The 19643-nt window shown below is 60.3% G+C and carries 18 protein-coding genes; all 18 read left to right on the top strand.

Annotated features, from left to right (window positions below; genetic code table 11):
- Window positions 1–23: 23 nt before the first annotated feature.
- The 18 genes from gspD (at window position 24) to ASE39_RS17235 (ending at window position 19491) form a co-directional block, all read left to right on the top strand.
- Window positions 24–2402, top strand: coding sequence for a type II secretion system secretin GspD (gene gspD, locus ASE39_RS17320; protein WP_057271950.1), 2379 nt, complete (start codon window positions 24–26; stop codon window positions 2400–2402).
- A 74-nt stretch (window positions 2403–2476) separates the two neighbouring features.
- A complete protein-coding gene (locus ASE39_RS26035; protein ID WP_082615492.1) occupies window positions 2477–2929 on the top strand; it encodes a hypothetical protein in 453 nt (150 codons plus the stop codon).
- A 172-nt stretch (window positions 2930–3101) separates the two neighbouring features.
- On the top strand, window positions 3102–4052 hold the full coding sequence (locus ASE39_RS17315) for a hypothetical protein (protein WP_057271949.1): 951 nt from the start codon (window positions 3102–3104) through the stop codon (window positions 4050–4052).
- Between the two features lie 6 nt (window positions 4053–4058).
- The gene (locus ASE39_RS26585; protein WP_140426821.1) at window positions 4059–5288 is read left to right on the top strand and encodes a VCBS repeat-containing protein; all 1230 of its coding nucleotides are present in this window, start codon (window positions 4059–4061) and stop codon (window positions 5286–5288) included.
- A 20-nt stretch (window positions 5289–5308) separates the two neighbouring features.
- On the top strand, window positions 5309–6202 hold the full coding sequence (locus tag ASE39_RS17300; RefSeq protein WP_241777076.1) for a peptidylprolyl isomerase: 894 nt from the start codon (window positions 5309–5311) through the stop codon (window positions 6200–6202).
- Window positions 6203–6368: 166 nt separating this feature from the next.
- Window positions 6369–7346: a glycosyltransferase family 2 protein gene (locus tag ASE39_RS17295; protein WP_082606985.1), complete on the top strand. Its 978-nt coding sequence runs from the start codon at window positions 6369–6371 to the stop codon at window positions 7344–7346.
- 2 nt (window positions 7347–7348) lie between these two features.
- Complete coding sequence (locus tag ASE39_RS17290) at window positions 7349–8572, top strand: glycosyltransferase family 4 protein (protein ID WP_198928147.1); 1224 nt, start codon at window positions 7349–7351, stop codon at window positions 8570–8572.
- Window positions 8572–9492: an NAD-dependent epimerase/dehydratase family protein gene (locus ASE39_RS17285; protein ID WP_010462561.1), complete on the top strand. Its 921-nt coding sequence runs from the start codon at window positions 8572–8574 to the stop codon at window positions 9490–9492. The genes ASE39_RS17290 and ASE39_RS17285 overlap by 1 nt, the downstream gene beginning before the upstream one ends.
- Before the next feature lie 83 nt (window positions 9493–9575).
- Window positions 9576–10313 carry an ABC transporter permease gene (locus ASE39_RS17280; protein ID WP_010462559.1) on the top strand — a complete coding sequence of 246 codons (738 nt, stop codon included), beginning with the start codon at window positions 9576–9578 and terminating at the stop codon, window positions 10311–10313.
- A gap of 4 nt (window positions 10314–10317) precedes the next feature.
- Window positions 10318–11541, top strand: a complete 1224-nt coding sequence (locus ASE39_RS17275) for an ABC transporter ATP-binding protein (protein WP_057271947.1) — start codon at window positions 10318–10320, stop codon at window positions 11539–11541.
- Entirely contained in the window at window positions 11538–12440 is a 903-nt protein-coding gene (locus ASE39_RS17270) for a hypothetical protein (protein WP_199864299.1), read from the top strand. The genes ASE39_RS17275 and ASE39_RS17270 overlap by 4 nt, the downstream gene beginning before the upstream one ends.
- Window positions 12437–13453, top strand: a complete 1017-nt coding sequence (locus tag ASE39_RS17265) for a class I SAM-dependent methyltransferase (protein WP_057271945.1) — start codon at window positions 12437–12439, stop codon at window positions 13451–13453. The genes ASE39_RS17270 and ASE39_RS17265 overlap by 4 nt, the downstream gene beginning before the upstream one ends.
- Window positions 13454–13515: 62 nt before the next feature.
- Window positions 13516–14100 (top strand): acyltransferase, encoded by a 585-nt coding sequence (locus ASE39_RS17260; protein ID WP_057271944.1) that lies wholly within the window; start codon window positions 13516–13518, stop codon window positions 14098–14100.
- Window positions 14097–14801, top strand: a complete 705-nt coding sequence (locus ASE39_RS17255; RefSeq protein WP_199864298.1) for a lytic transglycosylase domain-containing protein — start codon at window positions 14097–14099, stop codon at window positions 14799–14801. Before ASE39_RS17260 ends, ASE39_RS17255 begins: the two co-directional genes overlap by 4 nt.
- A 220-nt stretch (window positions 14802–15021) precedes the next feature.
- A complete protein-coding gene (locus tag ASE39_RS17250) occupies window positions 15022–16125 on the top strand; it encodes a glycosyltransferase (protein WP_029413975.1) in 1104 nt (367 codons plus the stop codon).
- A gap of 84 nt (window positions 16126–16209) precedes the next feature.
- The gene (gene argB / locus ASE39_RS17245) at window positions 16210–17100 is read left to right on the top strand and encodes an acetylglutamate kinase (protein WP_010462547.1); all 891 of its coding nucleotides are present in this window, start codon (window positions 16210–16212) and stop codon (window positions 17098–17100) included.
- Between the two features lie 158 nt (window positions 17101–17258).
- A complete protein-coding gene (locus ASE39_RS17240) occupies window positions 17259–17951 on the top strand; it encodes a response regulator transcription factor (RefSeq protein ID WP_010462544.1) in 693 nt (230 codons plus the stop codon).
- Window positions 17952–18039: 88 nt separating this feature from the next.
- On the top strand, window positions 18040–19491 hold the full coding sequence (locus tag ASE39_RS17235; RefSeq protein ID WP_010462542.1) for a sensor histidine kinase: 1452 nt from the start codon (window positions 18040–18042) through the stop codon (window positions 19489–19491).
- Window positions 19492–19643 lie beyond the last annotated feature (152 nt).

Below are 19643 nucleotides of genomic sequence, written 5' to 3'. Positions count from 1 at the left end.
ACCCCAATATTGGAGCTATCTCTATGAACATTCGGCCTTCCATCCTCTTGCTCGCGTTGCTGGCGGCAGGCTGTGCCAGTACGCAGGGTGGTCCTGCGGCGTCCAGCGCGGCAGAGTCCAAGGTCACGGTTGCAGGGACCTCGGGTCCATCGCAAGCTGCCGCTACTGTGGCGCCTACGCCGGTGGCGCCAAACGCCGTACAGGCAGCATCGTCGGCCGGGGCGCAAGCGCAAAAGAGTGCATCTTCCAGTACGAAGCTTTATCCCGGCAACGACCAGTTCTTCAAGCGCGACAAGGCGCCTGTCGTTGATCCAGTCCTTGCCAAGGGCGACAAGGTAGCGCTCAATTTCGAAAATGTCACTGTCAGCAACTTGGCGGTGGCGTTGCTGGGCGATCTGCTCAAACTCAACTACACCATCGATGCAGGCGGAGACACGGTGGTGAGTCTGCATACGCGCCAACCGCTGGCGCGCAATCAGGTGCTGGATGTGTTGGATGCAGTGCTGTTGCCCCACGACCTTGCCATCGTTCGCGACAACGCGGGGGTCTACCACGTGACCAAACGCACAGTCACCCTGGGCGCGCGTCCGGTGGTCGGGGCGTCTAAATTCAAGGACCTCTCGGGTGCCGGGACGGTCATCGTTCCCTTGAATCACATTGCAGCGGCCGAAATGGCCAAGATTCTGGCGCCCATCGCACCGCGTGAGGCCATCGTCTACGTGGACTCCATTCGTAACTTGCTGGTGCTGCAGGGCAGCAAGGCCCAGTTGGGTGGCTGGCTGGAAATGGTAGAAGCGTTCGACGTGGACTTTCTCTCAGGCATGTCGCTCGGGGTGTTCGTACTGGAAAACGCCAACGTCAATGTGGTGCGTGATGCCCTGCAGGCGATGCTAGGCTCCGACAAATCCTCCGATCCCTACGGTGGTGGTAGTGCCGCTCCTGCAGGGGGTGCGCCCAACACCGCAGGTGGCGCGGCCGCAGGTGGCAGCGCCAGCGGTGCCGGCGCCCAGATGGCGACCCCACTGGGTGGCTTGATTCGCGTCTTTCCAGTTGAACGCCTGAATGCTCTGGTCGTGGTCACGCCGCGCAGCCACCTGTTGGCACAGGTGGAAACCTGGATTCGCCGCCTGGACCGCCCTACCGACACTCTGGAAGCCAGCCTGTTTGTGTATCCGGTGCAAAACGGTTCAGCTTTGCAGTTGGCGGAGATGCTCAATGGTTTGTTCGGTGGCCAGTCCGGGCAAGCCAAGTCGGGAGGCGTGGCAGCAGGGTCGGCGCCCACGCAGTTCTCCCAGGGGGCCGGGATGGGGGGCTCCGGCTTGGGTACAGGCAATACGGGTAGTTCCAGCAGTCTCTATGGCAATACCGGCAGTGCTGGGACGGGCGGCAGTCCCATGGGCGCTGCACTTGGGGCCGGTGGGAACAGGGCATCTTCCAACAACACGTCCCTCACATCGACGAGCCAATTGGACGGCAATGTTCGTGTGGTTGCGGATGAGAAGCGCAACGCCCTGCTGATTCGCGCGCCGCGCACCGAATACCGCCGCATCGAGCAGGCGCTGCGCGAATTGGACAGGGCTCCAATGCAGGTGTTGATCGAGGCCAGCATTGTGGAGGTGAGCCTCACGGGCAACCTCGAATACGGCGTGGAATGGTATCTGCAGAACGGTCTGAGCAGGGGCCGCCAAGGCGAGGCGTTGTTGGACCTCGGCACCAGCGGTATAGGCCCTAAAGTTCCTGGTTTTTCGTACTCCATCAGCAAGGCGGATGTGGTTCGCGCCACGCTGAACGCCGTTGCCACCAAATCACAAGTGCGGTTGTTGTCCAGTCCGTCGATCTTGGTTCTGAACAACCACACTGCCAACATTCAGGTCGGACAGCAACAGCCCATTCTGAGTTCAACTGCGGCCGCTACTGGCGGTAATTTCATCACTCAGTCCATTACATACAAAGACACTGGGGTGCTGCTCTCCGTCACGCCATCCGTCAATGCGGGGGGATTGATTTCCATGGATATTTCGCAGCAAGTCACCGATGTGGGCGAGGAGGACGATGTGACAAAACAGCGGTCCTTTCAGACCCGGCAAATACAAACGCGTGTCGCAGTGCGTTCCGGCGAGTCCATTGTTCTCGGGGGGTTGATCCGTGAAAATGACAGCAACACTCGTAGCGGTTTGCCGGGGCTTGCAGACGTCCCATTGTTGGGAGCCCTGTTCTCCAATACGTCAAACCTGCGTAACCGCACGGAGCTGCTGGTGCTGATGACGCCCCGCGCCCTGGAGGACGATGACCAATTGCGTTCGGCCAGTGCAGAGATGCGCGAACGTATGCGTTCCTTATCCTTGCAGGCCCAACCAATGAGTTTCCGCCCGCCAGATACCCCGTTGCAACCCTCGCGCTGACTGCGCCTGGCTGCTATGGGCCTAGCCAACGTTACACACCCCTAATATAGATAGTCAATCAGGAGATTCTTCACATGACAAAGCCCGTTACCCGTCGTCATCTCGTTGTGACCATGGCAGCGCCTGCGGTTCTGGCGGTGCTGGTGGGCTGTGCTGCCACTGGTGGCGCAGTGGTGCCGGCCGAAGATGATCAGGTAGCTTTGCTAAAGCGGGCCCAAGCTTATTGGGCACTCATTCGCAGCAATGACCGTGTGGGGGCATGGGCTTACGAAGAACTCTCCAAGGATTCAAGCGCTACGCTGGAAGCCTATTTAAAGCGAGGAGGGGTCACGTACGATGCGGTGGAAGTCCGTGGCGTGCGCAGCATTGACGGAGATCGCGCTATCGTCAACGTGTGGATGCGCTACTCCCTACCGTTGCTGCGTGTAAAAAAACAGGAATCTGTTCTGGAAGATGAATGGCGCCGGATTGATGGTGTGTGGCACCATGTGCAGCGCCGTAGTGTCATGTTCCCAACACCGTCGTGATGGTTCGTTGTTTGGGTGCAACAAACTGCTGTGCAGTGGTTTTCTGGCTGAAATAGGTTGAAAAAATCGAAGGTATCAGTATAAGATTGCATCAACCCAAACGGAGTACGGATGGGTTGCAGATCCCGCACAGGGTGGGAAAGCTTCCTTCAATTATCTAAGGACTGAGAAGATGAAAAAATTTGCAATGGCAGCCGTTGCAGCCGCTGCGCTGAGTGCAGGTGTGGCGCAGGCGTACACCGTGGGTACGTACAGCAATGGTTTCGTGGTTCCTAACGTGATCCACAACGGCGACGCCGATACCACCGCAGTGGGTATCGTCAACCAAACCGGCAACGTTGTGCCTGTGTTCTGGACGTTCTTCGATGCGAACTCCAACCACGTCACCGACGGTTGCTTCCCCATGACCAACAAGGACTTCGAGCCCTTCATCTGGTCGCAACAATCCGGTACCGGTCTGGCTGGCACGCGTGGTTACTTGGTGTTCGCCGTGGGCGCTAACACTGCCTCCACCACCGTTGCTGGCGCTTGCAATGTTGCAAACGCCGCTGCTGGCATGGGTGTTGGCCAAATCGGCGCTAGCGCTTTCCATGTGAGCACCGCTACGCAAGACGTGGCTTATGTTCCAGTGATCGATGGTCCTCTGACCTTGGCTACTGGTACTGACCTGACGACCATGGGCCCTCTGAGCCTGTTGGCCGTTGGTGGTGCACGCGCTGTGACGGGTAATACTCCTTCGGTTGTGCCTGCTTTCAGCATGCGCTACGCCGTGGACAGCACCCTGAACGCTGGCCTGGAAACCCGCATTGTGGTCTGGTCCACTGGTGACCACCGTGGTACCCACACGGTCAACATGTACGATGCGGCTCAAAACCGTAAGTCGGTGAACTTCGCTCTGGCCGAAGCTGAGCTGTCGTTCTTCAACCCAGAAACCATTCCTGGCCGTCCTGCAAACTTCACCGATGGCTTCATCGAGTGGTCGCCTATGGCTGCTGAGCCTTCGGACTACCCAGGTACTTCTGGTCAGTCGCTGTTCTCCTTGGGTGGTTCTGTGTTCACGTACAGCGTGATCAGCATTCCTGCCTTCGGCGCTGTGCAGTCCATCCTTGGCACGCACAACTAATTTTTCTTGAAACACACGGTGCTTGCACTGTGTGTAAAAAGAAAAATATGCGGCCCCATTGGGGCTGCTCTAAAAAATGGCGCCTTTCGGCGCCATTTTTTTTGCATGTCTGGGGTCTTTATGAAATTGTCTTGCTCTGTTCCTTTTCGACTTCTCGCGGTGCTGGGTGTTTGGGGTCTAGTGGGTTGCCAGATGCAGCCTGTATCTGTTGAAGGGGTGGGGGTTCCACCTCCTGCCAAGGCGCCGGTAACTCAAGGGGCTTCTGATCGAATTGTCATTGAAGCTCCCATGGTCTGGGGGGGGGAGGTACGTTGTTTCGCCAAGGGCGAGTGCCGCTTCGTGTTGGTCGAACATGAAGAGGGAAAGGTGGTGCTGCACCAACTCAATGGAAGAACTTCTCGACAGCTGGACCGCCAACCAGTGGCTTATCATCCGGATTCTGCGGTGTGGTTGTCGGACACTCTGGTGGCTGCCGCTGTTGAGGCTACGGGCAGTCTCGATATCTTCCGGGTGGAGGGGGGGCGCCTGGTGCGGGTTCATCAAGCGCCCGTAGGCTTTGCGCCACGTGATGTCATCTTGGTCAGTGCGTCGCAAGGCCAATACAAGATGTTGGCCACACCTTACAGCGGAAAGGAGGTGGCCTGGATCGATTGGCACGAAGACAACCGTCAGGCGGCTGCATCAAAAAAGGTACGATGGTGTGAGGCCCCGTGGCATCCTACGCGCGTAAATAAAATACCCGGCACTCAAAGCGGTGGGTTTGCTGTAGCGTGCCTTGACGACCGCAAGGTGGTTGCCGTTTCGGATTCAGACCTCTTGGCTACCCCCAGGGTGCTTGCTACTTTTGGTGCCATCGCTCGCCATGCCCGCCCTTCGCCTTCCGGTCAATGGTTGTATGTAGCTTTGGAAACGGGGGCGCGCAATGCCCGTATCAACATGCAAAGCGGGGAACTCCAATACATACAGTCACCTCTGACGGGCAGTGTTGCTGTTGCTCCACTGTCTGACGATTTGGTGGTGTGGGCTGAAGATGGAAAGATGTACCTTCAGCGCCTTGATGCTGATGCCAAAGTGCTGGAAACGCGCTGGATAAAGACCAGTGGGTTCTCTACGGGTTTGCAGCTCATCGATTTAGACGGAGATGGCGAGCGAGATCTGGTAGTGCTGAATTCCGTCGATGCCGTCGTGGATGTGATCTACGGCCCCATTTGGGATCGTGCTGCCGAACGCCTGTGAGTTATTTTTTGGATATTTCTATGACCCCTTCTTTGTGCAATCTGGGCTGGACTCGAGTCTTTGTAATGTGTGTTGCGGTCGCTACTGCCTCGCTGGCAAATGCGTCGGAGACGTTGGTTCGTTTATCCAATGGTGAAACGATTAGTCAAGATGACTTTTCGGCCTATGTGGAGAAGCGGGTAGATCTGCGTGCGTCCAGTCGCAATGTTTGGGGTGTACAAACCGTATTGCGGGAAATGGCCGCGGTACGAGTGCTATCCCTGGAGGGCGCGCGGATGGGGGAGCCGCGCCCAGAGGGAAAGGAGGGGCAGCGTTTTGATGATGTCTATGCACAAGCTGTCTATTCCAAATTGGTTCCTGCATGTGCACCTCCTGCCGACGAGAAGGCATCGCGTCAGTTTTTCAATGACCATCCTCAGGCATTCCGGGTGCCGCCGATGGCTCGGCTGAGTCGTGTGATTCTTCCTGCATCCGAGACCCTGGAGGGTGAGCCTGCTGCAGCTTGGCTTATGAAAGAGGCGGAAGCTGTTGCCTCTGGGAAGAAGTCGTTTGATGATCTGGTCAAGCAAGCAGAGGCTGTGTACAAGCTGGATACTCAAGGCGATTTGGGGTGGATTACCCTCTTTGACGAAGATGCCAGCGTGTTGCGTGTTTTGGCTACGACAAAACAAGGGGAGATGGTGGGGCCATTGCGTGAAGGGGATTTTGCCTATCTTTTCAAGGTGAATGAAAAACGTGAGGGACGTCAGTTGGCTTGGGCGGAGGTTGCGGTGTCTGTGCCCGCCCGTGCCATGTCCTTCTGTCGCCAGGAGGGGGTTAAGAAAGTTCGAAGCGACTTGTTTGCGAAATACGGTGTTGAACTGGATAACGTTGCGATCAGAGCGCTGTTCTTTAAGCAGCCTGCAGCCAAATAGTCGCTGTCAATGTCAGCAGCCGGGGTGTGGTGGTCGAGCTTGGTTTGGAGGGGCACAGTACAATGATCGGTTTTGCGAATTGCTGGGGCCTTGTTGCCGAAAATGTGCAATTTGACGATCAGGCGCGTGGCGCCACCTTCCTAGTGAGATCCCTGCAACTCTGCCAATGACTGAAATACGCGCCTCCGTGTTGATCCCCGTCAAGAACGGAGGGCCCTTGCTGGGTGAAGTGCTGGATGCTGTTCTCTCCCAGCAGGCCCCTTGGCCGTTCGAGGTCATCGTGGTCGATTCCGGGTCATCCGATGATTCTGTGGAATGTGCTCGTCAGCGTGGTATCCATGTAGAGAGCATTCCAGCTTCGGAGTTTGGCCATGGGCGTACCCGCAATTTGATGGCTTCCATGGCAAAGGGACAGTTTCTTGTGTTCATCACACAAGACGCGCGGCCGGCCAGCCCGCAATGGCTTGCCAACATGGTGCAAGGCTGCGATATTGATCCGAGTGTGGCGGGGGCTTTTGGCCCTCATCGGGCGCATCCCCAGGCTCGGCACGTCACCCATTGCGAACTGAACCAACATTTTGCAGGTTTCGGGGATAAGCTTTCAGTGGTCCGTCTCGAAGACCGCGCCCGATTTGCCAACGACCCTGGCTATCGCCAGTGGCTGCATTTTTTTTCCAGCAACAACTCCTGTATCCGCCGCTCCGTGTGGGAGCAACTGCCGTTGCCCGAGGTCGCGTTTGCTGAGGACCAGACATGGGCGCTGCGCGCCATTGAGGCTGGGCACGCGAAGGCCTTTGTGCCAGACGCGGTGGTCTATCACTCACATGATTTTGGTGTCTGGGAAACGCTGCAGCGCAATTTCGACGAAGCGCGTTCGTTTAATCTCTATTTTGGCTACCGCATCCAGGGCAGTCTCTTGCAGGCCTTGAGGTCTGGTGTGTACTTGGCGAAGCGAGACCTCGGCTGGTTGCGCAACGGTGGTTTGCGCGGCTGGCGCCTCTTCAAGAATGCCGTCTACATGGGTTTTATTGAAATGGCCCGGGTTGCAGGCCAATATCTGGGTACGCGGCACGACCGTCTGCCCACATGGCTATTGCGCTCTGTGTCGCGCGATGAGCAATTGCAGCGCGCAGGAGCCGTGTGACCATGGCGCTGAATCTGTCAAAAAAGATATGGCGTGTGAAAGAAATGGCGCGCAAAGAAGGCGTCTTTGCCGCTCTTCGCGCGGTGGTACGTCGCCTCCGCCAAGGGCCAGGGCGGTATGTGGATGTCTTTCGACACTACGACTTTGCCCTCCCCTATGTTCTGCCTGCCCAGCCCGGTGAGGCCAAGCGGGGAACTCTGCTGTGGTTCATTCCTGATTTCAACGTCGGGTCCGGTGGACATCTGAACATCTTTCGCACCATCTGGCATCTGGAGCAGATGGGCTACGCCTCAAGCATCGTGATTGGCAAGCCCGTCATGCACCACGATGCGCAGGAGGCTCGAGAGTCCATCCGAAAAAATTTTTTCCCGCTGCAGGCGCAGATTCTGTTGGGTCTGGACGATCTGCCGCCGTGCGAGTTTGCTCTTGCCACTGGCTGGGACACGGCATATGCAGTACGTGCCTTCACGGGCGCCATGCACAAGCTGTATTTTGTGCAGGATTACGAGCCACATTTCTATCCCGTGGGGTCCGAGTCGGTGCTGGCACAGAACACTTACCACTTCGGATTTTTCGGTATCACGGCGGGTGGCTGGCTGGCCAGCAAGCTGGCGAACGACTATGGCATGGCCACTCACTCTGTAGGTTTTGGCGTGGAGCTCGAGCGCTATCGACGCCTGCCGCGCAGGGAACCGGAGATTCGTCGGGTATTTTTCTACGCGCGCCCCCCCACGCCCCGCAGGGCGTTTGAAATAGGCCTCCTGGTGCTGAACGCGGTGTGGGAGCGCATGCCTGAGGTGCAGTTTGTGCTGGCAGGCTGGGACACTGCCGGCTATCACATTCCGTTTCCGCACCTGGGCTGTGGCACGGTGGCGCTGGATGACCTGCCGGATCTTTACAGCCAGTGTGACGTGGCGCTGGTTCTATCGCTCACGAACGCATCCCTGTTGCCCCTGGAACTGATGGCCTCCGGTTGCGCCGTGGTTTCCAACCGAGGCCCTAATGTGGAGTGGCTGCTCAATGAGGAGGTGGCCGTTTTGGCAGAGTCTTCCCCTGAGGGGCTCGCGGATGCTGTTTGTGAGCTGCTGCGGGATGACGAACGGCGCCACGCACTGAGCGAACGTGCCGAGAGGTTCGCGCGGGCGCAGACGTGGGAAATGGTTGCAAAGGACTTTGAAGCGGCCCTGCTGCACGCGCGCGCCCAGGATCAGCGGGAGATTTTTTGATGCGTTGCGCGATTCTGGGAGGTGCTGGGTTTCTAGGCCGCCATATTGGACGTGCCATGGCGTCGGAAGGCGCTGAGGTGTGGTCGGTAGACCGTTCATTGCCGGCCGCGGGTAGTGCGCCTTGGCTAGCCGGTGAAGTACAGGCCGACTGCTTTGACCTCTCGTCTTGGTGGGATGTGGTGGGTGGTGCGGATGTGATTGTTCATCTGGCATCCTCCACCGTGCCGGCCACGGCCAGTGAGGATCCCATCCAGGACGTGCAGACCAATTTGGTAGGTACGTTGCGCCTACTTCAAGCACTGCGCAAAAAGGCTGCGCGGCCCAAGCTGCTGTTCGCGTCATCCGGCGGGGCTGTGTACGGACGGCCGCAATCTGTGCCTTTGTGCGAGTCTCACCCTACGATGCCGATGGGCGCCTACGGGGCAACCAAATTGGCGATTGAGCACCACTTGCGCATAGAGGAGGCTCAGCATGGTCTGCCATGCAGGATTCTGCGTTTGAGCAATCCTTACGGCGAGTGGCAACAGCCCCATGGTGTCCAGGGTGTGATTGCTGTTTTTGCACACCGTGCGCTCCGTTCACAGCCGCTGGATGTATGGGGGGACGGGTCCGTGGTACGAGATTTCGTCTATGCCGCTGATGTGGGGCATGCATTTGCAGCTGCGGCGCGCCATGAGGGCGAGACCCGTATTTTCAACATTGGTGGCGGAGCCGGGCACAGTGTGAATGACATTGTCCGTACCCTGGAACAATTACTGGGGCGTACCGTAGAGCGGCGCGTGTTTTCGGCGCGACCCTTTGATCCACCGGTCAACGTGCTGGATATTCAGCGTGCCCAGAAAGAACTGCTCTGGAAACCAACGATGGCTTTCGAGGATGGGGTGGCCAAGTCGGTCGAATGGCTACGGACGGTAGCATGACGCGCCCAGCTTCCCACTCCACAGCGGTGTCATCGGCAGCGCCACGCAACCCGCGCCAGTTGTGGGTGCTTTGGCGATATTGGATGGTGCGCGAGTTCAAGACCCGCTACGCCGGTTCGGTGTTGGGTTTTGCTTGGGCTTTTGTCCAGCCTCTCGCCACGTTGGCAATTTTTTACGTTCTTTTCGGTCTGGTCTTGGCGGTGCGTGTGCCTGGGCTGGATGTCAGCAACGGCTATCTGCTGCACCTTTTGGCAGGGCTGGCCGTGTGGTTGCCCTTTACAGATGCCATCGGGCGAGGCGTGGGATCTTTGGCAGCATATGAGGACTTTTTGCGCAAACAGCCCATGCCTGCGGAGATTCTGCCCGCCGTGTCGGTAGGGGGCAGTCTATTGGTCCTGGGCATTGGGTATGGGTTGTTGCTCATTCTGTCCGTTTCGCAGGGCGTGGGGCCGTATGCGTCGCTGGCTTGGTTACCGGTGCTGGTGCTGGCCCAGATTGCCCTGACCTTTGGCCTCACGCTGTTGCTGAGCATGGCCCATTTCCTGTGGCGGGATGTGGGTTCCATGGTGGCCTTTGCGCTGCAGCTTTGGTTCTACCTGACGCCTGTTGTCTACCCGTTGTCCCAGGTGCCAGAGAAGTTCCACAATTGGTTTCTCCTCAATCCGGTGGCGTGCTTGGTGCTGATGGTGCAGAGCACTGTATTGCATATGCCGGTGCCATCGGGAACACCCCTCGCTCTGGTTGTGTGGGTGGTCTTGCTCGGTGGCGGCGGATGGTGGTTCTTTCGCTCGATGAAGTCTGCATTGGGCGAGGCCTTGTAAAGCCATGACGATACGCTTTGAGGGCATTGAAAAGACCTACATGGTTTACAGCCGTCCGCAGGACCGGCTGTGGGAGTGGGTGACACGCAAGCAGCGCCACCGCGTTCACGTAGCTTTGACGGGTGTGGATTTTGAAGTACAGGCGGGTGAAACGTTTGGCCTCATCGGCGAGAACGGCGCTGGCAAAAGCACCTTGTTGAAGATTGCCGCAGGCACTATCCGCCCCACCCGTGGGCAGGTGTCACAAGAAGGTCGCGTTGCCGCGTTGCTGGAGCTGGGCGCGGGCTTTCATCCTGAGGAGTCGGGCTACGACAACATCCGCTTCATGGCCGCGCTGCATGGCCTGGAGGGTTTGGCGATGGAGGACTTCATTGTCCGAGCTACGGCATTCTCGGAGCTGACCAAGGAAACGCTTGAACGGCCGGTAAAGACCTACTCCTCGGGTATGTTCATGCGCTTGGCTTTTGCCGCCGCGACCGCTATTGATCCGGATGTACTGATCGTAGACGAGGCCCTGTCGGTGGGTGACCTGCACTTTCAGAAGAAAAGCCTAAACCGCATTCTGGAGCTGCGCGAGCGGGGCGCGACGGTGCTTTTCTGCTCCCACAACCTGTACCAAGTGAGAAGCCTATGCCAGCGGGCCGCCTGGATTCATGGTGGCCACGTGCAGGCGATTGGTGCGACCGAGGATGTGGTGACTGCCTACGAATCCCATGAGCGGCGCAGGTATGCCCATCTGCGGGTTGAGGCCCATGAGGCTGAAAAGAAGGACGCCGCTGCACAGCCCACAGCCGTCGCGTCATCGGGCGCCCCTCTGGTAAAAATCGCGGGACTGACGATCGAGACCGGGGACGGCATCAATCCGGCACAGGTGGATTCGTTCCAGGATCTGTCGGTGGAGATTGAAATCGAGTCCTATGGGGATGCGCCGTTTCATGTACTGTTTGCGATCGTTCGCCCCGACAAGGACAACGTGTTTGGCACCAGCACGCAGTTCCGTGCTGATGGCACGCCGCTGCAAGGCATCGGCAGCCACCGTATTCGTGCCAGGTTTCCACGATTGCCACTGCTGTCGGGCGAATACCTGTGGAGTGTGTATGTCCTGGATGATTCAGGCATCCAGGTGCTGGACATGGCCGAGCTGATCCAGCCCTTTACCGTCCTGAATCAGAAGCACCGCGAGTTTGGTGTCGCTTGGTTGGAGCACGAGTGGGTGCTGGCGGAATGACCCGTGCCTGGTCCCTGGACCTGCTTTTCCCCTGCATTGCCCGACTGCCTACAACCTTGCCCTGGAGGCTGGCCGGGCGGGTGGGGCGTGGCGAGTCGGCGACCGAGCGCGAGCACCTGCTGCTCTGGCTTGAAAATCTGTTCGCGCGGGTGTTCCCCCAAGCGACGGCAGAGCAGCATGTGCAATGGGCGTGTGCCCATCTGGCGATGTTGGCGCAGGAGATGGTGGATGCCATGGCGTTCAGTCGCCTGGGCCGTCCCGGGGGACCGGCCATTGACCTGCAGGGTGCGGAATTCGCCAAGGAGTTGGTCCGCCAAGGCAAGGGATTTATCCTGGTTCTGAATCACTATGACCGGCTTTTGACTGCTCCGGTTGCCTTGGCAAGAGAGGGGATTGCCACCAATGTCCTGACCATGCCGGTCTTGGACAACCCGGAGCTTGCGGCGGCGCAGCGCCGATTTTTGCTGCGGAAAATTCAGGGCTATACCGAGGTGACCGGTGGAAAATGGCATACCACCAGTGAAGGGCTGCGCTCGGTGCATGAAAGCCTGCGGGCGGGGCAAGGGTGGGTCATTCTGGCGGATGCATGGCGGCCCGAGTTTGGCCGTCTGCGCGGTAGTCCTTTTCTGGGCGGGCGACTGAACCTGCCCACTGGCATTGAGCGCTTGGCGCAATCCACGGGCGTGCCGTTGCTGCATGCTGTGACTTATTCGCGGCGCCCTGACCACCTGGAGGTAGTCGTGGAACCATTGTCGGAAGATCCCAGGGAGGCGATGGATAAAGTCATTCAGCGGCTTGAACAGGATGTGCAGGCCCGACCCTGGGCTTGGTGGCAATGGGGGCTGTGGGATCAGATGTGGCAACCGGAACCGGGGCCAAAGGCGGAGGGAAATCCATGACCAATATTGAGCGATACGACTACGCATTCGACCCGGACGGCGAGGAATGGGCTGCCCGCTTGCTGCGCCGCGTACCGTCTGGCGGAGGCTCGGTGCTGGAGCTTGGGCCGGGGCCTGGCGCCATGACCCGGGTTTTGCTGGCGCGAGGCCATCGGGTCACGGTGGTGGAAAACGACCCCGAGGCACTGGAAGTGCTCAAGACATTGGATGTGGAGATCATCTCCGGAAACCTGGATGGGGCGGACTGGCTGGATGCGGTCAAGGGTCGGCAGTTTGATACGGTGATGGCCTGTGATGTGCTGGAGCACCTCAGAAAACCGGAAGACGTATTGCAACGGTTGAGCGAATTTGTCGCTCCCATGGGTTGTCTGCTGATTTCCGTCCCGAATATTGCCTATGCCGGGGTGCTGGCTGCAATGCGCAGCGGGATCTTCGACTATTCCGACAAAGGGCAGTTAGACAGAACCCATGTTCACTTTTTTACCAAACGCAGCATCGAAAAGGTGCTGCTGGACTGTGGGTGGGCTCCAAGAGTCTGGGAAGCCAACAGGGTGCCTGTCGAATGCAGTGAATTTGCGGGGCACTGGAGTGCGCTGTCTGGCGACCAGCGGCAGGCGTTGATGGCAGGGTGGCAGGACTTCGATGTCTACCAGTGGATGGTGATGGTCACTCCTTCTGTGGATGCCCCGACATGGGAGCTGAAAGAGGCCCGGGGAATGGTGGACAGCATGCGTGATGAGTTGCAGGCCCTCACGGTGCTGCACCAGCGCGAAAGAGCCTCGCTGCTGGAGCACCAGAAGGCCTTTGCGGAAGCCAAGGAAGTCATTGCGAAACTGCAGCAAGAGATCAACGCGTTGCGCACAGGTGGGGATTCGCTGCGTTCCGAAAAGGCTGCAGTGGAGTCGGAGCTAGCAAAGACGCGAATAGAGTTGCAGGCCAGGACGGCGGAGCTGACTGACCGTGCTTGGCGCAGCCGTTGGCGCAGGCTCATGGGTTCGCATCACAGCCATTGAGCGCGACGGACATGCTGCTGGGAATTCCAGATTTCGCTACGTCACACGCAGGTGTGGACCGAATGGGCGTCGATTGCCGGATCGACCCGTCCGTTTCCGTCATGCGGTTTGGGCAACGTGCCGATGTGTTGTGCTTGGCCGATGGCGTCAGCATCTACGCCCAGACACGGCTGGTGCTGGGGGATGTGGTGGCAGACCCCTGCGTGGGTATCCACATCGGCGCCCGCACCATCGTTAACGTGGGTGGGTACCTGTCTGGTGAGGGTGGTCTGGAGATTGGCGACGATGTCCTGATTGGTCCCCATGCCAAGCTGCTGTCTGCAGGCCACGCCATCGATGAAGGTGATTCTGTCATTGCGCGCAACCGTATCACCCGGGCAAAAATCGTTGTAGAAGATGGCGCCTGGATAGGTGCGGGTGCCATTGTCCTGGAGGGTGTCACCATTGGCCGGGGTGCCGTGGTGGCAGCGGGGGCGCTGGTACGGCAGGACGTGCCTGCGGGGATGGTGGCAGCAGGCATGCCCGCTCGGCTGATCCGTTCAAGGAAGGGGGGGGCATGGCCCGTAGCGGAGACTCCCACCTCCTGGTTTCAACGGGCCGGTGCTGAACTGAAACGTTTCTTTCGCCAAGAACGCGAGATCAAATGACAATAAAAAGTGTGTTTTGCCAGGGGGTTGAAAGGGCTGAGCGCCTGTTTCGTGAAGCGCCAAGCCTACGCAGCGCCGTGCTTTCGGTTTTCTTGCTGTTGGGACTGCTGCCGTCCTCTTGGGCCGACCAAGTGTGGGAGTTTGTGGATGGGGACGGCGTGACCCACATCGGCAATGTGCCCCCTTCCGCTGCATCGCGGGGCGTGATCTGGCTCAACCGTGTGCCACCTGCTTCGGCGATGAAGGGCAAGGATCGTGGTCCTTCTGCACTGCAGTTTTCGGGCTACGACGACGTCAAGCAGCACCTGGAAGCAGCGGCCGTGGCGCAGTCGCTGGACCCTGCGTTTGTGATTGCCGTTGCCGCTGCAGAGTCGGCTTTCAATGTGAAGGCTGTTTCGCGCAAAGGTGCACTGGGGTTGATGCAGGTCATGCCGGCAACGGCCGAACGCTATGGGGTTGCTGCGCGCCCATCCTCGGAAGGAGAGCATGCTGCGATGGAGCCCAAGGTGAATGCGCAGATTGGCACCCGCTACCTCGCCGATCTGCTGCGCATGTTTGATGGCGACAAGGAGCTGGCGCTGGCTGCTTACAACGCTGGTGAAGGTGCTGTGATCAAGCATGGCCGGCGAATCCCCCCGTATCCCGAAACACAGCAGTATGTGGAAAAGGTGATGCGTTTTTACCGTGGCATGCTTCGGTAGCGCGCCAGGTTTTTGACCACGTGAACCTTGCCATGGCCTGCTGGGAGCTGCCGAGGGTTGGACCGATCTCCGTCGCAGATCCTTGTGGCTTCTTTATGCAGGGTTCTTCGCACCAGATGGCAATATTTCACACCAAAGTGCCTAAGCACCCTGCGGGGGCGCGGCCGGCTAGCGCTTTCTTACAGGCGCCTTGTCCGAGTGCGGGTACCATCGGCCGCTCATGATCTGGTTATCTGTGGTGGCATTCATCGTGGCAGCGTTGGCGGCAGGGTTCATCGTGCGGTGGATGCACAGCCATGCTTCCGTCTATGGCAATGGCATGCCCCAGCGCTTTCATCTGGGGGACGTCCCCCGTCTGGGCGGTGCCGCGTTGCTGCTGGGCATTGGGTGCAGCTGGGGTCTCGGTGTCCTGCAATCCACCCATTGGGGGGACCCCGGCTCGCTCAAGCTCGGGGCTTGGGTGGGGGGCTGGCTGGTGGCGTTGCTGCCGGCCGCACTAGGGGGTATCGCGGAGGACATGACCCAGCGCCTGTCTGTGCGATACCGGTTAAGTCTGACGGGCGCATCCGGCGCTCTGGCGGTGATCCTGCTGGATCTGACTTTGCCGCGCATGGGGTGGCCCTGGCTGGATTCCCTGCTGGCCGCTGCCCCGTGGCTCGGCGTTGCGGTTGTTGTCCTGGCCGTTGCGGGGCTTCCTCATGCGTTCAACATCATTGATGGCTACAACGGCCTGGCTGGCATGGTGGCCCTCATCGTCTGCCTGGCTCTGGCCCACGTGGCCCTGCAAGTGGGAGACCGTGCACTGGCTGCCCTGTTGGTGTCCACCGCAGCGGCGACGGGCGGTTTTCTGGTCTGGAACTACCCGCGCGGCATGTTGTTCGCGGGGGATGGCGGTGCCTACGTGTGGGGTGGCGTGATTGCCCTGGCCAGCATTTCCCTGGTGCAGCGCAACGCGGATGTGTCGCCGTGGTTCCCGATGCTTTTGCTGATCTACCCCGTGTGGGAAACGATCTTCTCGATCTACCGCAAGACCGTGCGGGGGGTGTCTCCTGGCGTGGCCGATGCGTTGCACTTTCATCAGTTGATCTACCGCCGTATCGTGCGAGGCGTCTTCCATGACGACGAATCGCGCAGGGTACTGATGCGCAACAACCGCACCTCCCCCTACCTCTGGGGCTTTACCCTGCTGACTGTGGTCCCGGCGGTGCTGTTCTGGAGCAATACCCCGCTGCTGATGGCATTTTGCGGCCTGTTCGTCATCAGCTATGTGATGGCTTATCTGGCCATTGTGCGTTTCAAGGTGCCCAACTGGTTGCGCCACTGACGGCGGGCACGCTGGCAAACCCAGCGCGCCGCGCGAATGCGGCACAATTTGCGCCTTACCGTTTTCTCTGGATGGCCTGCCTCCATGACCGACCTTCTTTCGATTGCCCCACGCGACAAGGCTGAAATCCTGGCCCAGGCGCTGCCCTATATCCGCAAATTCCATGGCAAGACCATGGTCATCAAGTATGGCGGCAACGCCATGACCGACCCTGCGCTGCAGGCCGACTTTGCCGAAGACGTGGTGCTGCTCAAGCTCGTGGGCATGAACCCCGTGGTGGTGCATGGCGGCGGCCCGCAGATCGAGACGGCCCTGAACCGCCTGGGCAAGAAGGGCGAGTTCATCCAGGGCATGCGCGTCACAGATGCCGAGACCATGGAAGTGGTTGAGTGGGTGCTGGCTGGCGAGGTGCAGCAGGACATCGTGGGTCTGATCAACCAGGCCGGGGGCAAGGCCGTGGGCCTGACGGGGCGCGACGGCGGCATGATCCGCGCGCAAAAGCTCAAGATGGTGGACAACAAAAACCCATCCATTGAGCACGATGTGGGGCAGGTGGGGGATATCGTGTCCATCGACCCCAGCGTGGTCAAGGCGCTGCAGGACGACGCCTTCATTCCCGTCATCAGCCCCATCGGTTTTGGCGAGAACAACGAGAGCTACAACATCAACGCCGACGTAGTGGCCAGCAAGCTGGCCACGGTGCTGCAGGCTGAAAAACTGATGCTGTTGACCAACACGCCCGGCGTGCTGGACAAGGCGGGTAATCTGCTTACCGACCTGACCGCCCGCGAGATCGACGCGCTGTTTGCCGATGGCACCATCTCCGGCGGCATGTTGCCCAAGATTGCCGGTGCGCTGGATGCCGCCAGGGCGGGTGTGCAGGCGGTGCACATCATCGATGGCCGTGTGCCGCACGCCATGCTGCTCGAAATCCTGACGGACCAGGCCTACGGCACCATGATCCGCAGCCATTGAAATGCACCCCCTGAGCCGCGTCGCGTCTTCCCCCTCTCTCGTTTCTCGGGAGGGGGACGCCACCAGTGGCCTGGCAGAGCCAGTTCCACGGTGGCACTGGTCTTTGCCGCGCCAGTGCCGTTGGCTGTGGGCCTCACGCAACGCAGGAGGCCACTGACATGCGGCTGTTGCTGGTCGAAGACGACGTCATGGTGGCCAGTGGCATCAAGCTGGGGCTGACCGATGCGGGGTATGCCGTGGATTGGGTTGGAAGCGGTGAGCGTGCCGAAGAGGTGCTGCGTACCGAGTCGTTCGACGCTGCCATCATCGACATCGGCTTGCCGGCCATGGATGGGCTGGAGCTCACCCGGCGCCTGCGCCGCACCGACATGGCAACCCCGTCCCTGCCGGTGCTGATCCTCACTGCGCGCGACGCGTTGCACGACCGCGTGCAGGGACTGGACCTGGGGGCCGATGACTACATGGTCAAGCCCTTTGAGTTGCCTGAACTGCTGGCAAGGCTGCGCGCCCTGCTGCGCCGCTCGCAGGCTGCCACCACTGCGGTCCTGAGCTTTGGCCCGCTGGAGCTGGACACGGCCGGCCGCCGTGCAAGCATCCGCACCGGGGACGGGGAACAGGTCATCGAACTCGGCCCCCGTGAATGGACTGTGCTGGAGTACCTGCTCATCAATGCCCCCAAGCCAGCCAGCAAGGACAAGCTCCTGCAGGCCCTGACGGGCTGGGACAAGGAGATCACGCCCAACGCGGTGGAGGTGTATGTGTCCCGCCTGCGCGGCAAGCTGGAGCCCCACGGCGTGGCGCTCCGGTCGATTCGCGGGTTCGGCTATCGGCTTGAACTCCAGACTGCCTGAGCGGAATCGGTCAGGCTGAAACCCTTCGGTGAAGATGATGACGGCGCCGGATCGGACCACCCCCTCGCAACGGCCTCGCCTGCGCGCCATGACCTCCGATCTGCGCAACCGGCTGCTGCTTTTGCTGGTGCTGCCCTTGTGCGCGCTGGCCCTTGTGGGTGTGTGGCTGGACTACCGCTCCGCCGACGAGGCCGCCGGGCGGCATGACCAGCGCCTGCTGCGGCTATTGCCCGCGCTGGCCGATTCGGTGCTGGCCCCGTCGATCCGTGACAACGAGCCGCCCCTGTTGCTGCTGGCACCACCGGTGGAAGAGTTTCTGCGGCAGAACACTGGCTTTGCCGGATACAGCGTGCGCGATATCTCTGGCCGTCTGCTGCTGGGCGATGACTGGGTGCACGGGGCCGTGCCCACCACGCAAGCGCCGGAGTTCCACAGCGTCGAGTTTGGCGGCGTGACCTACCGGGTGGCCGTGCAGCGCGGCCGCACCGGGGCCGGCGAAATGGTGGTGGCGCTGGCCGATGGATCGGACCCGCGCCAGCAGTGGGCGCAGCAGCTCCTGCTGCGGGTGCTGCTGCCCAACCTGGTGCTGGTGGCCGCTGCCGCTCTGGCCATCCACTGGGCCGTGGGCCGGGCGTTCAAACCGCTGGTGGATTTGGCCGAAGCGGTGGAGCACCGCTCGCCGCGTGACCTGAGCCCCATCGACGAAGCCTCCTCGCCCGCCGAGGTGCGCCCGCTCGTGCATTCGCTCAACCGCCTGTTTGCGCTGGTCAATGCGCAGGCGGAAGGGCAGCGCCGCTTTGTGGCCGACGCGGCGCACCAGCTGCGCACCCCGCTGGCGGGCCTGCAGGCGCAGGTCGAAGCCTGGGCCATGATGGCCAAGGCGGCGGCGCCACCCCGGGTGTCGTTGCCAAGTTTTGATGGAAAAGTGCCGCTAGCGCATGATGGACATGCGAAAGGCGCTATTGTTTTAGGAGTTGATCAGATTGAGAAGCTGCGCAATGCCACGCGGCGCACCTCACAGCTCGCCCACCAGCTGCTGGCACTGTCGCGCGCCGATGCGCGCAGCCTGGACGCGCAGCCGCCCCAGCGCGTAGACCTCAAGGACCTGTGCGAAACCTTGCTGGAGACCTTTCTCGACCCGGCCACCGGCAAAGGACTGGACCTGGGCCTGGAAGTCCAGCCTGTACATGTCACCGGACATGGCTGGCTGCTGCGCGAATTGCTGTCCAACCTGGTGGACAACGCCATCAAGTACACCCCGGCGGGTGGCATTGTCACCATACGCTGCGGCATGCGCCAGTGGCGCGCGGGGCCTCCACGCGTGTTCATCGAGGTGGAAGACGACGGACCGGGTGTGCCCGATGCCGAACGGGGCCGTGTCATGCAACGGTTTTACCGGGTGCCAGGCACGGTGGGTGAGGGTACCGGGCTGGGGCTGGCCATTGCCGACGAAATTGCGCGCGTACACCGCGCCTCCCTCACGCTGGGCGCCGGTCCGCAGGGGCACGGCCTGCTGGTGACTGTGGTGTTTCCGCTGTAAAGCGGGGCTGCGGCGCCATCCCGGCCTGTGCCTGCACAGCCGGGTGCGGGGCCTGTGCGAGAATCATTTCCACACATGATTTACGCCCTGCCGCAGGCCTGTGCATGCCCATCCGGCATGTGAACCAGGTGCAGGGCGCCATTGGCCGTCTG

Origin of the sequence: Acidovorax sp. Root267, assembly GCF_001429215.1 — a bacterium.
Taxonomy (GTDB): domain Bacteria; phylum Pseudomonadota; class Gammaproteobacteria; order Burkholderiales; family Burkholderiaceae_C; genus Acidovorax; species Acidovorax radicis.
The sequence above is the reverse complement of the archived record's forward strand: the minus strand, read 5'-3'. Positions and strand labels throughout refer to the sequence as shown.

Coding starts and splice junctions, on each gene's coding strand:
- gspD (WP_057271950.1), top strand. CDS start 24: ATGAACATTCGGCCTTCCATCCTCTTGCTCGCGTTGCTGGCGGCAGGC.
- ASE39_RS26035 (WP_082615492.1), top strand. CDS start 2,477: ATGACAAAGCCCGTTACCCGTCGTCATCTCGTTGTGACCATGGCAGCG.
- ASE39_RS17315 (WP_057271949.1), top strand. CDS start 3,102: ATGAAAAAATTTGCAATGGCAGCCGTTGCAGCCGCTGCGCTGAGTGCA.
- ASE39_RS17300 (WP_241777076.1), top strand. CDS start 5,309: ATGACCCCTTCTTTGTGCAATCTGGGCTGGACTCGAGTCTTTGTAATG.
- ASE39_RS17295 (WP_082606985.1), top strand. CDS start 6,369: ATGACTGAAATACGCGCCTCCGTGTTGATCCCCGTCAAGAACGGAGGG.
- ASE39_RS17290 (WP_198928147.1), top strand. CDS start 7,349: ATGGCGCTGAATCTGTCAAAAAAGATATGGCGTGTGAAAGAAATGGCG.
- ASE39_RS17285 (WP_010462561.1), top strand. CDS start 8,572: ATGCGTTGCGCGATTCTGGGAGGTGCTGGGTTTCTAGGCCGCCATATT.
- ASE39_RS17280 (WP_010462559.1), top strand. CDS start 9,576: ATGGTGCGCGAGTTCAAGACCCGCTACGCCGGTTCGGTGTTGGGTTTT.
- ASE39_RS17275 (WP_057271947.1), top strand. CDS start 10,318: ATGACGATACGCTTTGAGGGCATTGAAAAGACCTACATGGTTTACAGC.
- ASE39_RS17270 (WP_199864299.1), top strand. CDS start 11,538: ATGACCCGTGCCTGGTCCCTGGACCTGCTTTTCCCCTGCATTGCCCGA.
- ASE39_RS17265 (WP_057271945.1), top strand. CDS start 12,437: ATGACCAATATTGAGCGATACGACTACGCATTCGACCCGGACGGCGAG.
- ASE39_RS17260 (WP_057271944.1), top strand. CDS start 13,516: ATGGGCGTCGATTGCCGGATCGACCCGTCCGTTTCCGTCATGCGGTTT.
- ASE39_RS17255 (WP_199864298.1), top strand. CDS start 14,097: ATGACAATAAAAAGTGTGTTTTGCCAGGGGGTTGAAAGGGCTGAGCGC.
- ASE39_RS17250 (WP_029413975.1), top strand. CDS start 15,022: ATGATCTGGTTATCTGTGGTGGCATTCATCGTGGCAGCGTTGGCGGCA.
- argB (WP_010462547.1), top strand. CDS start 16,210: ATGACCGACCTTCTTTCGATTGCCCCACGCGACAAGGCTGAAATCCTG.
- ASE39_RS17240 (WP_010462544.1), top strand. CDS start 17,259: ATGCGGCTGTTGCTGGTCGAAGACGACGTCATGGTGGCCAGTGGCATC.
- ASE39_RS17235 (WP_010462542.1), top strand. CDS start 18,040: ATGACCTCCGATCTGCGCAACCGGCTGCTGCTTTTGCTGGTGCTGCCC.